Source organism: Brevibacillus sp. AF8 (genome assembly GCF_021270385.1).
Lineage (GTDB): Bacteria > Bacillota > Bacilli > Brevibacillales > Brevibacillaceae > Brevibacillus.
Genome location: NZ_JAGQDN010000001.1, coordinates 595,145 through 611,445, shown reverse-complemented (window position 1 = coordinate 611,445; position 16,301 = coordinate 595,145). Strand labels below are relative to the sequence as shown.

At 46.8% G+C, this 16,301-nt stretch carries 15 protein-coding genes; 13 read left to right on the top strand and 2 right to left on the bottom strand.

The genetic code is table 11. From position 1 onward, the window contains the following. Positions 1-209 precede the first annotated feature (209 nt). Positions 210-905, bottom strand: a complete 696-nt coding sequence (locus KB186_RS02215; protein ID WP_173607881.1) for a peptidylprolyl isomerase — start codon at positions 903-905, stop codon at positions 210-212. Positions 906-1,031: 126 nt separating this feature from the next. Between KB186_RS02215 and KB186_RS02210 the strand changes: the two genes are divergently transcribed. The 8 genes from KB186_RS02210 to KB186_RS02175 all read left to right on the top strand — a co-directional run bounded on the left by KB186_RS02210 (position 1,032) and on the right by KB186_RS02175 (position 8,628). Beyond that, on the top strand, positions 1,032-2,189 hold the full coding sequence (locus tag KB186_RS02210; protein WP_173607880.1) for a trans-sulfuration enzyme family protein: 1,158 nt from the start codon (positions 1,032-1,034) through the stop codon (positions 2,187-2,189). Between the two features lie 138 nt (positions 2,190-2,327). Continuing rightward, on the top strand, positions 2,328-2,882 hold the full coding sequence (locus tag KB186_RS02205) for an RNA polymerase sigma factor (RefSeq protein ID WP_047067599.1): 555 nt from the start codon (positions 2,328-2,330) through the stop codon (positions 2,880-2,882). Beyond that, positions 2,879-3,955: a TolB family protein gene (locus KB186_RS02200; RefSeq protein WP_221868623.1), complete on the top strand. Its 1,077-nt coding sequence runs from the start codon at positions 2,879-2,881 to the stop codon at positions 3,953-3,955. The genes KB186_RS02205 and KB186_RS02200 overlap by 4 nt, the downstream gene beginning before the upstream one ends. Before the next feature lie 14 nt (positions 3,956-3,969). After that, the gene (locus KB186_RS02195) at positions 3,970-6,198 is read left to right on the top strand and encodes a hypothetical protein (RefSeq protein ID WP_173607878.1); all 2,229 of its coding nucleotides are present in this window, start codon (positions 3,970-3,972) and stop codon (positions 6,196-6,198) included. Next, positions 6,192-7,124 (top strand): ABC transporter ATP-binding protein, encoded by a 933-nt coding sequence (locus KB186_RS02190; protein ID WP_173607877.1) that lies wholly within the window; start codon positions 6,192-6,194, stop codon positions 7,122-7,124. The genes KB186_RS02195 and KB186_RS02190 overlap by 7 nt, the downstream gene beginning before the upstream one ends. Continuing rightward, positions 7,121-7,987 (top strand): ABC transporter permease, encoded by an 867-nt coding sequence (locus KB186_RS02185; RefSeq protein ID WP_173607876.1) that lies wholly within the window; start codon positions 7,121-7,123, stop codon positions 7,985-7,987. The genes KB186_RS02190 and KB186_RS02185 overlap by 4 nt, the downstream gene beginning before the upstream one ends. Before the next feature lie 31 nt (positions 7,988-8,018). Further along, on the top strand, positions 8,019-8,189 hold the full coding sequence (locus tag KB186_RS02180) for a hypothetical protein (protein WP_370646634.1): 171 nt from the start codon (positions 8,019-8,021) through the stop codon (positions 8,187-8,189). Between the two features lie 139 nt (positions 8,190-8,328). Then, on the top strand, positions 8,329-8,628 hold the full coding sequence (locus tag KB186_RS02175; RefSeq protein ID WP_007718819.1) for a DUF1292 domain-containing protein: 300 nt from the start codon (positions 8,329-8,331) through the stop codon (positions 8,626-8,628). A 67-nt stretch (positions 8,629-8,695) separates the two neighbouring features. Here the strand turns inward: KB186_RS02175 and KB186_RS02170 are convergent, their stop codons facing one another. Beyond that, positions 8,696-9,073, bottom strand: a complete 378-nt coding sequence (locus KB186_RS02170) for a YflT domain-containing protein (protein ID WP_173607874.1) — start codon at positions 9,071-9,073, stop codon at positions 8,696-8,698. 530 nt (positions 9,074-9,603) lie between these two features. Between KB186_RS02170 and KB186_RS02165 the strand changes: the two genes are divergently transcribed. The 5 genes from KB186_RS02165 (at position 9,604) to KB186_RS02145 (ending at position 16,143) form a co-directional block, all read left to right on the top strand. After that, positions 9,604-11,574, top strand: coding sequence for a DNA gyrase/topoisomerase IV subunit B (locus KB186_RS02165; RefSeq protein WP_173607873.1), 1,971 nt, complete (start codon positions 9,604-9,606; stop codon positions 11,572-11,574). A gap of 2 nt (positions 11,575-11,576) precedes the next feature. After that, positions 11,577-14,120, top strand: coding sequence for a DNA topoisomerase IV subunit A (gene parC, locus KB186_RS02160; RefSeq protein WP_221868622.1), 2,544 nt, complete (start codon positions 11,577-11,579; stop codon positions 14,118-14,120). Positions 14,121-14,136: 16 nt separating this feature from the next. Further along, positions 14,137-14,457, top strand: coding sequence for a hypothetical protein (locus KB186_RS02155; protein ID WP_173607871.1), 321 nt, complete (start codon positions 14,137-14,139; stop codon positions 14,455-14,457). A 186-nt stretch (positions 14,458-14,643) separates the two neighbouring features. Then, positions 14,644-15,291, top strand: a complete 648-nt coding sequence (locus KB186_RS02150) for a nitroreductase family protein (protein WP_232773031.1) — start codon at positions 14,644-14,646, stop codon at positions 15,289-15,291. Positions 15,292-15,462: 171 nt separating this feature from the next. Continuing rightward, the gene (locus tag KB186_RS02145) at positions 15,463-16,143 is read left to right on the top strand and encodes a metallophosphoesterase family protein (protein ID WP_173607869.1); all 681 of its coding nucleotides are present in this window, start codon (positions 15,463-15,465) and stop codon (positions 16,141-16,143) included. Positions 16,144-16,301 lie beyond the last annotated feature (158 nt).

The window sequence follows — 16,301 nt, the reverse complement described above, 5'->3', positions numbered from 1 at the left end:
CCTTTTCGCTCTTTGCGTTTTGATTGCGGAAGCGAATCAGGTCTTTTGCAAGTCTAGCGGTCTGATCGGAATGGTTCAAGAGGTAATTGGTACCATAGAACTATTTACAAAATGATTCGATTCATGAAAGTGCTTTCATAAACAGATGTTTCCTCGATAAAAAAAGCCACTTTCCTGTTGAGAAAGTGGCTTTCGTGTGCAGTTTGAGCTTATTTTTCCGTAATCGTAATGGTTTTAATGGTAATCGTTTGCTCAGGAACACTTGGTTCACCCGTTTGTGGGTTTTTCTTTACTTTTGTTCCGGCAATTTTTTGAACGATATCCATACCACCCGTGACTTTTCCGAAAATCGTGTAGTTCGGAGAGTTGTCCAATCCTGTCACGTCAGGTCCAGAACCAATGAAGAATTGGCTACCATTCGTGTTTTTACCGGAATTCGCCATGGCAACTACGCCTGGTTCGTATTTATGACCATTTTTCAATTCGTCTTCAAACGTGTAGCCAGGGCCACCCATGCCATTACCCAATGGATCACCTGTTTGAATCATGAAGTCTTTCATAACGCGGTGGAACGTGATGCCGTCATAGAACTTGTCCTTTGCGAGGAAAACGAAGTTATTGACAGCAATTGGAGCGTCTTTTTCAAACAGATCGATCGTGATGTCTCCCATGGAAGTAGAGATTTTCGCTTGATAGTCCTTTGCTTTGTCAATCTGCATAGCCGGAGCCTTCTCGTATTTCTTCTCTCCGGTTGGACCCGGTGGGTTAGCTGGCTCTTTGGATGCTGGTTTCTCTGCTGGCGTAGTCGGCTGATTAGGAGCGGCTTCATTGCTTCCTGTAGAACAACCCGTAACCAAGGCGATTGCCGTCAGACATGTGAACAGAGTTGTCATCATCTTTCTCATCTTATGCACCTTCCTTTGTTTCATACTGTTGGGTGGTTCGGTTTCGAATTATAACACAAATAGTCGAGCTTTTGCCAATCCGCTAGTTTCCTTTCCAATCTCGCGTGGTATGATTGGGAGAAAAGGGTGATCAATGTGGCAGAGCGATTTGAGACCAAAACGGTACATATCGGACATGATCCTTTGCGGGGAGTAAAGAGCAAAACGACACCGATTTTTCAAACCTCTGTTTTTGCCTTCGAAGGCTTGGAAGAAGTAGAAGCGTACTACGTCGGCGAAGGAGAATATTTGTACACCCGAAATGGCAATCCGAACCAAGCTGAGCTGGCTCATGCTATCGCTGTTTTAGAAGGTGCAGAAGCAGGTGTCAGTGCTGCCTCCGGTATGGGAGCGATCATGGCTGGTTTACTTGCTGTTCTTTCCCCTGGGGATCACGTGCTGGCTTCCCATGAAATTTATGGCGGTACCTACGCTCTTCTGCACAAGGAGCTGTCGCGATTTGGGATCGAGCTTGAGTGCATCCAGCTTGGTCGAATGACAAAGCTTGCTGATCATGTTCGCCCAACGACGCGGCTGTTTTTCGTGGAGACTATCACCAATCCGCTATTGACTGTGGTAGATCTACCTTACTGGATCAAGGAAGCAAAAAGTCTTGGCTTAACCGTCATGGTGGATAATACGTTCGCGACTCCGTATTTGGTACAACCCGTATCATTTGGAGCAGATCTCGTGGTACATAGTGGAACCAAATACATTGGGGGACATAGCGATGTGACGTCAGGTGTTCTGGTTGGATCACAGGCGACGATCAAGCGTGCCACTGAGATCGTAGCCAATTACGGTGCATCGCTCAGTCCTTTTGAGGCCTGGTTGACATCGCGCGGTTTGAAAACATTGGCAGTGAGAATGGAGCGTCAATGCGATAATGCCAGCCAGATCGCTGCGTTTCTTCGTGCTCATCCTGCAGTTGGACGAGTGCATTACCCAAGTCCTACAGATACCTTCTTTTTTTCAATGCAAAAACAGGGAGCAATGGTATCCTTTGTTCTGGCAGAAGAGACGAAGATTTACGACTTTTACCGGGCGCTTGACTGGATCAAGCTGGCTCCGTCTCTTGCAGGTGTGGAGACGAGTGTATCTCATCCAGTTACGACGTCCCACCGTGCTTTTTCTGAAGAGCAGCGCAAGGAAACGGGAATCACGATGGGACTGGTACGGTTATCGGTCGGAATTGAAGCTGTTCAAGACATTCAGATAGCATTAGATGCCGCATTAGGGAAATAATTCAAAAAACTTTGCCACATTCTGAGACTACTCTAACTAAGTAATACGTATTACTTAGTTAGAGTAGTCTCAGAATGCAGTGGAGAAAGTCCATTCTGAGAACATGCTTCAGTCTGGAAGAAACCGAGGAAAACGCAAATGGGAATGGCTATGAAGCAACCGTCGGGGCCATCATCCGGAGATTATTATGAATCTCGTCCATTTACGGAACTGTATGACGAATATTTTGATCGCGTCAACCGGTATTTACGATGCCGGGTTCAAAGTACGTGGGATGCCGATGATTTGACCACCGTGGTCTTTTTAAAAGCACTAGAAAAATTCGAGCAATATAGCAGAACAAGTCCATTCGCATCATGGATTTTTCGTATTGCTCACAATACATATGTGGATTTTATGCGGAAAAACAGGGAGTTACCTGTTGACCAGGAAGATTTTCTAGGAGCAGAACCGGATGACACATGGCAGCCGGAGCGACAGGCGCTGACGAATGAAGAGATTCGTCTGCTTCGTGATCGTCTGGACTTGTTGTCTCAGGATCAACGTGACGTGTTGATGCTCCGGTACTTTGCTGACCTCAAAATCAGTCAGGTAGCTGAGGTGCTCGGCAAAACAGAATCGAGTATCAAAATGATTTCTTATCGCGGATTACAAAAACTTCAGAAGATGTATGAGAGGGGGGACTCCGAATGAGAGAAGAGGAGAAACACCCCCAGGATCATCAATCGGATGATCAGACCGTAACCCAACTCCTAGCCCATTTGAAGCAGATGCGCGGATCGGTTCCAGTCAATTATCAGCTAAAATCAGACCTGAAAAAGCAATTGCTCCAGAAAATGAGAGATCTCGAGGCCAAACAGACAAAGGCTCCAAATGCCGCACCCAAAAAGCTTGGGAAGTTAGTTTGGAGCGGAATCGCTGCTGCTGCGCTCACCCTTGCCATAGGCGGATTTGTGTGGTGGAACAATACCTCTCTTGCCGTTCGAGAGCATGAAGTCCTTAAACTGCCAGCACAAGCAGCCGTGGAGCTTGTTGACATTGATCGCAAAGCCACTCAGCTAGCTTATATCAATAACAATACAGAGCTGAAAACCATTCCAATCGACGAGGAATTAAAGCCAGTCACGATCAAATTGCCGCCAACAGAAGGCAAATACACCGGGGTAGCATGGTCTAATTCTGGAAAGCAAATCGCTGTCGTCGAGCAGGATAAAAAATTATCGCGGATATGGATTGTGGAGATGCCGACGGCTTACAGCATGGGAAGCAGCCGATTGCTGAAGGAAGAAGAAGGAGTATTATACGCTTCACCAAGCTGGTCTGAACATGATGATTCGCTTGCCTTTACCCGCTCGAAAAATGGCGTCGAAGAAATTTGGGTGAGCAGCACAGTTTCGTTCCAAGAATGGAAGCTTGTAGAAGGCTCTCAGCCTGAATGGTCGCCAGATGGAAGCTTGCTTGCCTTCAATAAAGCAGGTGAAGTACAGCTGATGGAAATGCGAACGGGGAAAGTTACCCCGCTTGCAGTGGGACAGTGGGCATCGTGGAGCTCCGATACGAAATTGACCTATACACACCCAAACGGAACGCTGATGGAAGTAAACGTGGGTGTAGAGCCTTTTGTGACACGCGAGCTACCATTGCGAAACCAGTCATCTGAAGAGCTGATCAAAGGAAACTGGGCAAACCAAGGTAAGCACTTACTGCTTATCTCACGCCATGATCAGCTGCAACAACTGGTTATCTCTTTGGCGTCACGAAAATGAGCGGAGGAACAAGCATGAGATGGAAATGGATGTTAATCTTTGTCATCACATGGCTTAGCTTTTCGATACGCCCAGCTATGGCAGAGAGCAACATAGACATACAATTCGAAATACCTTTAAGTGGGATCGTCAAATATGAATCATGGATGAGACTAAACGTTAAGGTAACCAGCCAGGAACAGAATTTCACAGGGGCCGTAGAGTTATCGCAGCGACAAGTCAAAAAAAATAATGAATTTAAGCTTCGGCGTCCAATAAAACTCGAGCAAGGAAAGAGCACAACCGTTTACTTTGATATGCCTTCCCAAATATTGCTCGATGATTGGTACGTCCAGGTAACGCAAAACGGTCAAGTTCTCAAAAGTGAAAAGCTGCGAATCTCATATCCAACAGACGGCCGCACCATTGGGGTGATTAGTGAGGAGGGCAATGCGTTTCACTTCCTTGCCGTCAATCAGTCACAATCCAAAATGAATCGCCCCTTGTCCGTACAAAATCTCACGGAACAAATGTTGCCTGACCAATCGTGGATTTACGAAAACATAGACATGTTAGCGCTGGCAGGCAATAGCGGCTCCACAATAAATGATCAACAGATGGCAGCGATCAAGGAGTGGATCCAGCTGGGAGGGATCGTGGTTGTTTCGGCAGGTCCCAATCAAGATGGGATGATCCAGCGGTTTGCTGATATTCTCCCTGTGGAAGCCGGAAAAGCCGGTAATATTGATCTGCAGCAAGCACTTAGTGAGTATGACATTGCAAAAGTCGCGCCAAATGGCAGTATCGGTGTATACAACCGTGACATGCCCTTATTTGTGTCAAAATCGTACGGCAGAGGGTTGCTGCTATTTGTCAACTATGATGTGACAGCAGAGCCGTTGGCATCGTGGCAGTTCAATCCACAACTGTGGCAGAATGCAATGACCCAGCATGGCGCCAAGAAGATTTTTGAAGAGAAGCCTTTTATGGATCAAATGACCCGGCCTTTTCTTGATTTGAGCAAGAAGATTCCTGAAGTACAAACGCCTCCGCCGATCTGGATGGTGGCGTTGTGGGGCGGATATGTAATTGTACTTGCACCATTGACATACTTCGTTCTAAAAAGAATGAGAAAACCTGAATGGGCGTGGGGAGTCATCCCAGCAGGAGGAATTTTCTTGACCGTTGCTATATTCGCGGTTGGAAAGCCTGCTGTTGTGAAAACGAGTACCAGCTATGCCGTAACCAAGATCGACATATTAGATGAGTCACTGGCTCATGTTCGCTCAGCCACTACGTTTTTAGGGGTGGATCAGAACGAATACGATGTTCAGCTCGAACCTTCGATCGCTGCCCTGCCTTTGACAGTCGGGCGAAATGATTATCGACCAGAGGGGTTAATGGTTGGTGAAGAGGTTCTCTCTTTCCGTAATCTCCCCTATTTGACACCGAAACAAGCAATTGCTATCGGCGTAAAGCACGACATGGGGGCTTTTGATGCTTCCTTGCGAATTAATGAAAATCGGCTGCAAGGGAAAGTGAAAAACAATACAGAGTTTGCTTACGATCAAACTTATATTGAAATTGGTTTTCAACGAATTCCGCTTGGGCCATTGAAAAAGGGCGAAGAAAAGCAGGTTGACAGTGTGCTTGAACCCCTGTTTATGCCAAGAAAACCAAAGGCAACAAACGAATTGCAAACAATAGAAGAACGAATCAAGGAAATGCAGGAAAGAGTCGTTGATTATGAAGAGGGGAATCAGGTAAGTATCATCGGTACAACGAAAGAGCCTCTTCCTCTGATGACAATGCAGGTGCCTCACCAAGCGAATTACTGGAATGTCATTCAGCAGTCTATTCAATTCCAGCCGAATGAACAAGGTCTAGTGACTTTTCCTTATGGTTTGCTAGATGCCGAAATGTATGAAGTGGTAGGAGACTTCGACAATACCGGATACATTTGGCAGCTTGGAAAGGGTAGCATTACATTTGAGCTGCGGTCAGACAAAGCTGCCATCAATATGAAGCGGATAACGGTACCATTGAATCACAGTTCATTCAAGCCTTTTAGAATCGAATATTTCCACCAAAAGAGCGGTAGGTGGATACCTGTTGAACGCGGGACGAGACTTGTCCTCGATAATGAACTCCAGCAAGTCTTGACGCCAAATCAATCGTTATTGCTTCGTTTTTCCCACAATGGAACGTCGCGATTAGCTCTACCAGAGCCAATTTTCCAGGTAGAGGGGGTGCGGAAATGGTAATTGAAACCGTTCATTTAGGAAAAAGATACGGCAATTTGCAAGCGTTGACGGATTTGAACCTTTCCATTGAGCCAGGAAAGGTGTTCGGTTTCATTGGTCCAAATGGCGCCGGAAAATCTACCACGATGCTCATCTTGTCCACCCTTTTGGAACAGAGTGAAGGGGAAGCCTTTGTCTGTGGCTACAATGTACGAAAAGACCCTGCAAGTGTGCGCCAGTCTGTTGGCTACATGCCCGATTTTTTTGGTGTATATGACAATTTGACAGCGGTGGAGTATTTGGAGTTTTATGCTGGAGCATACAAAATTCCTGCCTCGAAAAGACGGGCACTCGTCGGTGATCTTTTAGAACTGGTGAATTTGTCTCACAAAGCAGACGCTTTCGTCGATTCTTTGTCTCGAGGCATGCAACAGCGTCTGGGGTTAGCGCGTTGTCTCGTACATGATCCGGCCGTGCTGATTTTGGATGAACCCGCATCAGGACTGGACCCGCGAGCTCGTATCGAGTTGCGCGAAATTATGAAACAGCTACGCGAAATGGGCAAGACGATTATTATCAGCTCCCATGTTTTGCCGGAGCTAGCCGAGCTGTGTGATGATATTGGTGTCATTGAAAAAGGCAGATTAATTGCGTATGGGTCTGTGCATGAGGTCAGCAATCGGGATACAGGGCAAAGCCGGATGCAACTGAGAGCCCTGCGGAATTTGGACAAAGCCGGACTTCTATTAGCGAGCTCTCCGTATGTCCATCAATTGACAGACTATATGGGAGGCTTTCGCTTCTACTTTCAAGGGACGGAGCAACAAAAAGCTGAATTGCTTCAAGAACTGCTGGATGAGCAGGTCGCAGTCGTCTACTATGGCGATTCCAAGAAAGATTTAGAAGACGTCTTCTTAGCGATTACGGAAGGAGTCGGTATGGAGTGAGCGACTTCTTGTTCAATCCACTTTTGGTAAAAGAAATGCGGGAAAGATTCCGCTCGAGAAAGACCATGCTCATATTAGCGATTTACTTATTTGTCATGGGGGGAATACCGATGGGCTTTTTGCTCATGGACCCCCTGAAGGCCGAATCGTTAGGGGATAACCAGGATCTGTTTCTGATATCTGCGGGGATACACTACGCGATGGTTTGCTTTGTGGCACCTGCCCTGACTGCTGGAGCGATCAGTGGGGAGAGAGAACGCCAGACCTTGCATATTTTGCTGACGACCCAATTGTCGACGCGCACGATTATTTTGAGCAAGCTCATTACGTCTTTGGCGTTCTCCACGCTGCTTTTGATTGCCTCGATGCCTTTGTACAGTATCGTAATGCTGTACGGGAGCGTCTCCCCGGAACAAATGGCCCAACTCGTCCTTTTTCTCGCGGTGAATATGTTTTTTCTCGGGTCGTTGGGATTGTTCTGCTCCACTTGGATTAAACGAACGTCGATTTCGACGGTCACCACATACGGCATTGCCTTCTTTTTTGTAGTAGGTACTGGCTTGTTGTTCTTTTTTATCGGGGAGTCCTTGCAACAGGCGCATCCGGAACGGTACATCAATTCCAATGTTTGGAGCATGTATGAGCTACAGATGCTGGCAGGGATGAACCCTATTATCGTGTTGTTCGATATTTTAGGCGAGTCTTTCGATCAATCCGATGACATCACTTTTGCACCGTGGTTGTTTTTCTCATGTGTGTACTTCGTTCTTTCCTTTATCCTCATCATCTGGAGCGCTTATTTGTTAAAACCAATTCGCCGAAAATGGTGGAGTTGGAAGAAACGACCTGTTCGTGTACAATGAAAAAGGTGCATGGGAAAAGGGAGGTTTTTATGTGAGCGATGAACAAGTGCAGATCATTGATTTTGAAGAGCTGCTTCGTGCGATTGAGAGCCGTCTGGCATCTGCTGGGATGTACGTCAAACGCGAAGCGATCGTGACGATTCTTCAGGCAGAAGAAGCGTTTTTGCTTGAAAAAGGTGTTCTTCAAGAGTATAGTGAGTAATCAGCTAACAACCTGCCTTACGCGGTAGGTTGTTTTTCATGGACAGGCAAGGCACAGAGTTTTTCGCCTGTTTGCTTCTCCCGGAAAAAAACGGTATGATGGAACAGAATACGAATATCTGCATAAGGACGTGAACACATTGACAGAAGAGAACAAAGACCTCGAGTTGGGCGATATCATTACATTGGACGATGAAAATGGTGAACCGTTGGGGGATTTCGAAGTATTGGCTATGTTCGACCTGAACGGTAAAGAATATATTGCCTTGGCTGAAGCTGTGGAAGATGAAGAAAGCGAAGAAGATGAAGAAGTAGATATCTTCGTATTCCAAGTGGACGGCGGCGAAATGGTACCATTGGAAGAAGATGAGGAAAGCACTGTTTACGCGAAGCTGAACGAAGTGCTGGAAGGCATCGAACTCATTAAAGAAGACAAGTAATCCCGGTAAGAATGAAACAAGCCACTGCTGGCGTTAGAAACCGAGCAGTGGCTTTTTCTTGCGGTCATCAGTCATTCATTTTAATAATGTTATCCTTAAGGTCTCGTACAACGAGAAGGCATGTATAGTCGGTTTCTTGCAGTTCCCGAACCAATGCCGAGCACTCGTCTTTCGTAAGACCTAGCTTTTCGAGACGGGTACGCAATTCTTCACCGCCATTGTCAAAGAAATGCGCCATGCTGTCAATGTGACCGACGGCACTTTCAAAGTGGGTGCTGTATTTATAAAAATTGTTTCGTTGATTGGAGTGATTTTTATCTGGATTCCATTTCAAAACCCAGATGTCATCACTGTTGTATCCGGCGGAATTTAACGCATGAACGTCAGAAGCTAGCTCAGCATCATACTTATGGAATTTGACAAACGGCTTGGTAGCACTGATCAAATGTAGTCCCCCCTTTTTCGCCTCAGGAATCGATGCCTTTTTAGGATGTCCAAAGCCAAAGAGCGAATGAATGGAAATACCTGAGGCACGTTTGTGAACGCTACATAAGAACCAATTGACATATTTTCCTTGATAGTAGCAGGATTTACGCAGTGGGGGAAGAAATAGAGAAAGGGAAACAAATGTTTTGGTTTTTCATTTTGACCAATCTTCACCAATAGTGCTACACTAATTAATGGAATAAGCTTGTCATGTACAGAACGAATGAGAACGAGGAATACTGAGAAGAATCGGCCATCTCGCTAGGGGCGAGGTGGCTTTTTTGCCCCATTTTGCTACTGGCGTTGAATACTATGGGAACCATACGGTACAATAGCGATTAAGTGTTCGCTTTTATTAGGAAAACGTTCCTCTCAATGGTGATTGAATCATCTCGGCGTTTTTCAAAAAAGGTGAATACGACGCTAGCCATCAGTAAAAAAGGCATGATCGTTTTTCTACGTGTCCGAAGAGTAGAGGGGAGAGCGCGATTGAAGGAAACAGAAACACAGCAAACATTAACGTATACGGAAGAAGATATTCAGGTCTTAGAAGGCTTGATTGCCGTTCGAAAGCGCCCTGGAATGTACATAGGCTCCACGGGCTCGCGTGGCCTGCATCATCTGCTGTGGGAAATTGTAGATAATGCCAAAGACGAGGCGCTTGCCGGCGTTAATGATAGCATCATCGTCACTTTGTACAAGGATGGAAGTGTCAGTGTAGAGGACCATGGGCGCGGAATTCCAACGGGTATGCACAAGACTGGCCGACCTGTACCAGAAGTCATTTTTACGACGCTCCATGCCGGTGGTAAATTCGGCGGTGGCGGATATAAAAAAAGTGGTGGCTTGCACGGAGTAGGTTCCAGTGTTGTTGTGGCCTTGTCCAAATGGCTTGAGGTTGAAATCCATCGGGAAGGCAAAATTCATAAGCAACGCTTTGAATATGTTGTAGATGCAAATGGAACTGAGCATGTTGGTAAACCGGTTACCGGTCTTGAAATCACAGGGAACACCAAACGCACTGGAACAACGGTACGTTTTCTCCCGGATGACGCGGTGTTTGGCAACGCTCGCTTTGATTATGAGACCATTCGTGATCGATTCCGTGAGACGGCATTCCTTTTGAAAAAGCTGCGCATGGTTTTGAATGACGAGCGTGGTCCTGAAAAGAAACGGGAAGAGTTTTATTTCGAAGATGGCTTGAAATCATACGTTTCTTATTTGAACGAGGGGAAAAATACGCTCCATCCGATCGTTTACTTCGAAGGGGAAAAGGACAATATCTACGTTGAACTGGCTTTTCAGTACAATGACGGCTATGCAGAGACACTGGTGTCCTATGTCAACTCCATTGTAACAGCGGACGGTGGAACTCATGTTACGGGCTTCCGCAACGGTACAACCCGGATCTTTAACGAATTTGCCCGGAAAAAAGGGTACTTGAAAGAAAAGGACCCGAACTTAACTGGAAACGATTTGCGGGAAGGTTTCCTCGGTGTATTGTCATTGCAAATGGCTGACGTCCAGTTTGAGTCCCAAACAAAAGACAAGCTGGGGAACGAAGAAGCACGGGCAATCGTAGAACAGATTGTTTCCGAAAAGCTAGGCTTCTTCCTCGAGGAAAATCCGGAAATAGGCAAGCTGCTGATTGACAAGGCATTGCGTTCTGCTGAGATTCGCGAAGAGCTGCGCAAACAACGCGAAGCCCTGCGCGGCGACAAGAAAGGCAAAACCGCGAAAAAGCGCAAATCGATTTCGGAAAAGTTCACTCCGCCGCAATACAGAGACTCCAAGCGCAACGAGCTCTTCCTCGTCGAGGGGGATTCTGCGGGTGGCTCTGCAAAGCAGGCGCGTAATTCAGAGTTCCAAGCTTTGTTCAGCCTGCGCGGGAAGCCGTTGAACACAGAAAAAGCAAAGCTATCCGAGGTATTGGCGAATGAAGAGTTCCGCACGATCCTCGAGGTGCTTGAAACCGATATTGGCGAAGAGTTTTCCATCGAAAACTGTGCATTTGACAAAGTCATCATCATGTCTGACGCGGACGTTGACGGCTCGCACATTCAAACGCTGCTCTTGACCTTCTTCTTCCGCTACATGCGCCCGATGATTGCAGCTGGTCACTTGTATATTGCGCAACCACCTTTGTATCAGGTGAAAAAGCAGAGCAAGGGCAAGCAGACAGAGGCAATCTATTGTTGGAGCGATTACGAGCTGGAACAGGCATTGAAAAAGGCTGGACGCGGTGCTGAAGTGCAGCGCTACAAAGGTTTGGGTGAGATGAACGCCGATCAGCTCTGGGAAACAACCATGGACCCTGAGACGCGCAAGCTCATTAAGGTTGAACTGGAAGACCTCGCTCACTGTGAGAAGCTGGTAACCGTTTTGATGGGTGACAAAGTCCCACCACGGCGTGAGTGGATCGAGAACCACGTCACCTTTGAAGTGGGGGAGGATGAATAAGCATGCTGTCCAATCAAATTATTAAGCAGAGCTTCGCGGAGATTATGGGAAAGCGCTTTGGGGACTATGCCAATCTGGTTATTCTCTCACGCGCGATCCCAGATGCTCGCGATGGACTAAAACCGGTACAGCGCCGGATTTTGTATGCCATGTACCAAGAAGGCAACACGAACGATAAACCATACCGTAAATCAGCGAAAACGGTCGGGTACGTGATGGGTACCTATCACCCGCACGGTGACTCGGCGATTTACGAAACGATGGTGCGGATGGCGCAGTGGTGGAAAATGCGCCAAGTGCTCATTCAAGGCCATGGAAACTTTGGTAGCTTGGATGCAGACCCGCCAGCCGCTATGCGTTATACCGAATCCAGACTGTCGGCATTGGCCAATGAGCTTTTGCGCGATATTGAAAAGGATACGGTTACATTTATCCCGAACTACGACAACTCCGCTCAACAACCGGCAGTATTGCCTTCACGGTTTCCCAATCTTCTCGTGAATGGCGCTGCCGGGATCGCGGTTGGTTTTGCAACTGATATCCCTACGCACAATTTGGGCGAAGTCATTGATGCGGCTGTTGCACAAATGAAGAACCCAAATATCTCGCTGGATGAACTGATGCAGCATGTCAAAGGCCCAGATTTTCCGACAGGCGGCATTGTTCAAGGGCTGTCCGGGATTCGCAAGGCTTTTGAGACAGGACGCGGCCAATTCATCATTCGCGGGAAGACGCATGTAGAGGAGCCAAAAGGCGGCAAGATCAAAAAAATCGTCATTTCCGAAATCCCTTACGAAGTGGTCAAGTCGAAGCTCGTCGCCCAAATCGATGAGCTCGTGATGGAGCGCAAAATCGAGGGGGCACTGGCGGTTCGCGATGAAACCGGACGCAAAGAGGCCGAACAGAAAAAAGTTCGCATCGTAGTGGATATTCGCAAGGAAGCGGATGAGCAGGCGATTCTCAACTACCTGTACAAAAATACGGATCTGCAAATCTATTACAATTACAACATGAACGTGATTCATGAGGGGACCATCCGTCAGATGGGACTTAAGGCTTTATTGGGGGCGTACATCGACCACCAAAAAGAAGTCGTCACGAATCGCTGCCAATATGATCTGGATCGAAAGCAAAGCCGAGAGCATATCGTGGAAGGCTTGATTCGTGCCAAGTCCATTTTGCGTCAAATCGTCGATACGATTATGGATTCGGAAGACCGTGCAGATGCCAAGAAAAACATCATGGAGAAATACGGCTTCACCGAAAATCAGGCAGATGCGATCTTGAGCATTCAGCTCGCTTCCTTGACACGTTTGGATATCGTCAAGCTGGAAAAAGAATTGGCTACATTGGCAAAAGAAATCGAGGAACTGAAATCGATTTTGGCAAGCGAGAAAAAGCTGATTCAAGTCATTACAGGCGAGCTGAACGAGATCAAGAAAAAATACGCAGAAGAGCGCCTGACAGAAATCCAGGGCGAGATCGAGGAAATCAAAATCGATATCGCAATGCAAATCAATGCCGAGGATTGCATCGTAACCCTGACAAACGAAGGATATATCAAGCGGACGAGCCCGCGCTCCTTCAAATCAGTAGGGGGAACGCTGGAAACATGTGGGGTAAAAGAAGGAGACCGTGTCCGTTATTTCATGGAGACGAATACGTCTCACACCGCTCTCTTCTTTACCCAGGACGGTAAATACTTCGCCACACTGGTCAATGCCTTCCCGGACGATAAGTGGAAGGATATCGGTTCGGCCCTCGTCAATATTATCCCGTTGGAGAAGAATCAGCGGATTGTTGGCTTTACGATCGTAGAAAACTTCAAACAACCGCTGTATGTATACCATGTAAGCAAAAAGGGTTTGATGAAAAAGACGGCGTTGTCCGAATACGAAACAAATCGTTCCAGTGCGTTGGTAGCTGCAAAGATAAAAGGCGACGATGACGAGTTTGTGAATGTATTTGTGGCGGACGAAGCTGGCGCGATACTCGGTGCGACGAAAGATGGCATGGGCATCCGATTCCAGCGCAGTGAAGTCAGCGCTACTGGTAGAGCGTCGAGCGGGGTAAAAGCAATCGCACTTGCTCCTGGCGACGTTGTGATCACGATGCTTCCGATTGAGGAAGTCGATTCTCGTGCCTTTAGTTTGTTGACCGCTGAAGGGGTTGTCAAACGCACAGCCATAGCTGCGATCCCACTCCAGGCTCGTGCAGGCAAAGGCGTACAGTTGATTCGTAAACGAAAAAACAACCCGCATGAGCTTGTTGCGATGTTCATCGAGGAAACGGTTTATGCGTGGACGTCGCAGAACGAATGGACCCTTGTTGAGACAGAGCAAGTGATCGTCAACGAGCAAGGTGGCATTGGGCGACAACTGGTGGAGGGTGGAGTAAAATCAGTTGCTTTTGAAACCATTTTGCCGACAGATGAACCGAAGGACGAAGCGACGGCAAAAGGTTCGGGAGACGGAGCTGGTACAGCAGGACAACAGAAGACACCTAATGTCCAGTCTAGCCTGTTCGATGGAAATCATCGTGAATAAAAGGAATGATGAATAGATGGCGTTTGAAGCCTTTGTTTCACCGCTAAGCTGGCAGCAGGTTTCTCTGCTCCTCGATACCGTGCAATATTTCGAAGATGCGCCGAAACTTCTCTCTCTTCCACAAGAGCAAGGAGCAAGTGTGCCTGTGCCGATTACGTTAGACACATTAAAGACGATGCTTGCTTGTCTGGACGAAGAGGAAGCATTTAGCCGCAAAGCTTTTGCATTGAGATGGGAAGCAGCTGAGGACGAAGGAAGTGGCTATCTCGTTGTCGAACTTCCGAATGGAGACACAGTGAGACAGCCAGCCGTTCTGTCCGCTTTTTCTCCGGTTTAACAAATAAACGCTTTGGTGACGCGCTTGCATCCATGACAGGATGTGAATCGTTTTGCCAAAGCGTTTTTTTGCATACAAAAAGATTGTCAGCAAAATGGAATATGTGATACAGTTTGAACACGAGTTGTTGTGTAATAAAGTTAGTAACTTACTAAATTCGCATACTTATTACTGGAGGATGGAATCATGGAAAAAGTTATCGATCAAAAGGCTTTTATGAGCGTCATTCGGGAGCGTCGTTCCGTACGTCATTACGATCCAGCAGCAAAAATCTCGCAGGATGAACTAAAGGAAATGCTGAAGGAAGCGACCTTGGCACCTTCCAGCTCCAACCTCCAGCCATGGCGGTTTTTGATTATCGATGAACAGCCATTGAAAGAGAAGCTGCTCCCCATCGCATTTAACCAAAAGCAGGTGGTAGAGGCTGCGGCGGTTATTGCAGTCCTGGCTGATTATGAGGGCTACAAACAAGCAGGGAGCATTTACAACAAAGCGGTTGAAGCAGGCTATATGACCGAGGAAGTAAAGGCTACACTCATCGACAACATCAACAAGCGTTATGAGAATCGGGATCGAGCAAGCATCAAGGAAATTGCTTTGGTAGACGGAGGTCTCGTCTCGATGCAATTGATGCTCGTTGCCAAGGCGAGAGGGTATGACACGGTGCCAATGGGAGGCTATAACAGCGAGAAATTCAAGGAAGCTTTCCAAATTCCGGATCAATATGAAACAGTCATGTTGATTGCAGTCGGCAAAGCGGCAGAACCTGGTCATCCGACTACTCGCCTGGATGTAGAAGAGATTACGTTCTGGAATGAGATGCCGAGTAAATAAGCATAGAGAAATGGAATAGCCTTGGCCTGATAGGATTTTGGGCCTGGGCTTTTTCACGTTTGCAAGCTTTTGAGAGGTAGACATGCTGGCAATCAGGTGAAATGGGGCGTACAATAGGGAGACATGACAGTATCTGAGAGAAGCTGCAGACGAGCGAAAGAAGGGTGTAGGATGAAAAGATTGTTGGCAATCAGCGATATTCATGGGGAACTAGAGAAACTGGAATCGTTGATGGAGCAAATTCAGTACGATCCACAAAACGATCAATTGATCCTGCTAGGTGATTATGTAGACCGTGGTCCAGAATCGAAGGGCGTCGTCGACAAGGTAAAACAGCTTCATGCAGAAGGGGCAATTGTGTTGATGGGCAACCATGATCATATGATGGTTAAATCATTCGAACAAGATCCAGTCTTTATTGAACGATGGTTCCGAAACGGTGCACAAAAGACGTTGGCGAGCTATGGGCATGCTGCAGCAGATACGGAGTCTGGCGCACCAGAGGCCTTGGAAATCACCTCTTCCGTCAAAGAACATCTGGAATTTTTGGCTGGCTTGGACTGCTATTATGAAACCGATGATTATATTTTTGTTCACGGGGGTGTACATCCCGAGACTCCTGTCGCAGAGACTGATCCGTATCTGCTGATGTGGATACGTGAAGAGTTCCATAAAGGCTACCAGGGGGAGAAGACCGTTGTTTTTGGTCACACGCCGACCAGTTATTTGCACGGTAAACATGATGTGTATTACGGAGAAAATAAAATTATCGGCATTGACGGAGGTGCCGTATACGGCGGCCGTCTGCATTGCTTGGAGCTGCCAAGCCGAAAGGTTTACTCGGTAGAGTGATCGACTAAAAATAAAAGGCTTTCACCTCTCTTTACAAAGAGTGGGTGAAAGCCTTTTTGATATCGTCAAGATAAGTTCAGAGTAATATTGTAATGAATTTTTATTTAAATAAATTGCAAAAATTAATAATTAAAGGCTTGTCTTCTAATATTTGGGAT

Coding starts and splice junctions, on each gene's coding strand:
- KB186_RS02150 (WP_232773031.1), top strand. CDS start 14,644: ATGGAAAAAGTTATCGATCAAAAGGCTTTTATGAGCGTCATTCGGGAG.
- KB186_RS02205 (WP_047067599.1), top strand. CDS start 2,328: ATGGGAATGGCTATGAAGCAACCGTCGGGGCCATCATCCGGAGATTAT.
- KB186_RS02195 (WP_173607878.1), top strand. CDS start 3,970: ATGAGATGGAAATGGATGTTAATCTTTGTCATCACATGGCTTAGCTTT.
- KB186_RS02155 (WP_173607871.1), top strand. CDS start 14,137: ATGGCGTTTGAAGCCTTTGTTTCACCGCTAAGCTGGCAGCAGGTTTCT.
- KB186_RS02145 (WP_173607869.1), top strand. CDS start 15,463: ATGAAAAGATTGTTGGCAATCAGCGATATTCATGGGGAACTAGAGAAA.
- KB186_RS02200 (WP_221868623.1), top strand. CDS start 2,879: ATGAGAGAAGAGGAGAAACACCCCCAGGATCATCAATCGGATGATCAG.
- KB186_RS02215 (WP_173607881.1), bottom strand. CDS start 905: ATGAGAAAGATGATGACAACTCTGTTCACATGTCTGACGGCAATCGCC.
- parC (WP_221868622.1), top strand. CDS start 11,577: ATGCTGTCCAATCAAATTATTAAGCAGAGCTTCGCGGAGATTATGGGA.
- KB186_RS02190 (WP_173607877.1), top strand. CDS start 6,192: ATGGTAATTGAAACCGTTCATTTAGGAAAAAGATACGGCAATTTGCAA.